This is a genomic window from Staphylococcus pasteuri, assembly GCF_030547725.1.
GTDB lineage: Bacteria > Bacillota > Bacilli > Staphylococcales > Staphylococcaceae > Staphylococcus > Staphylococcus pasteuri.
Map to the genome: position 1 here is coordinate 1 of NZ_JAUOQO010000602.1, position 253 is coordinate 253.

At 56.9% G+C, this 253-nt stretch carries 1 pseudogene; it reads left to right on the plus strand.

What is annotated here, in order from left to right:
• Positions 1–253: pseudogene (locus Q4528_RS14870) on the plus strand (hypothetical protein); the annotation flags it as partial.

Genomic DNA, 253 nt, shown 5'->3' on the forward strand with positions numbered 1-253 from the left:
ATATCCTGCCCGGTGATCTGATCAACAATTCCCGCCAGATCCATCTGGCCTTTGCTGTTTTCCTGGCCGCCATGGCCTATCCCTTGTTCAAATCCAGCCCGCGCCACTATATCCCCTGGTACGATTGGGCGCTGGGCATCGCCGGGGCGTTTCTGGCGCTTTACGGGTATTTCTTTTACGCCAAGATCGTCGGCAACGGCGGTTTGGCCGATGATTCAGACGCGCTTTTTGCGCTGGCGGGGCTGATCTTGTT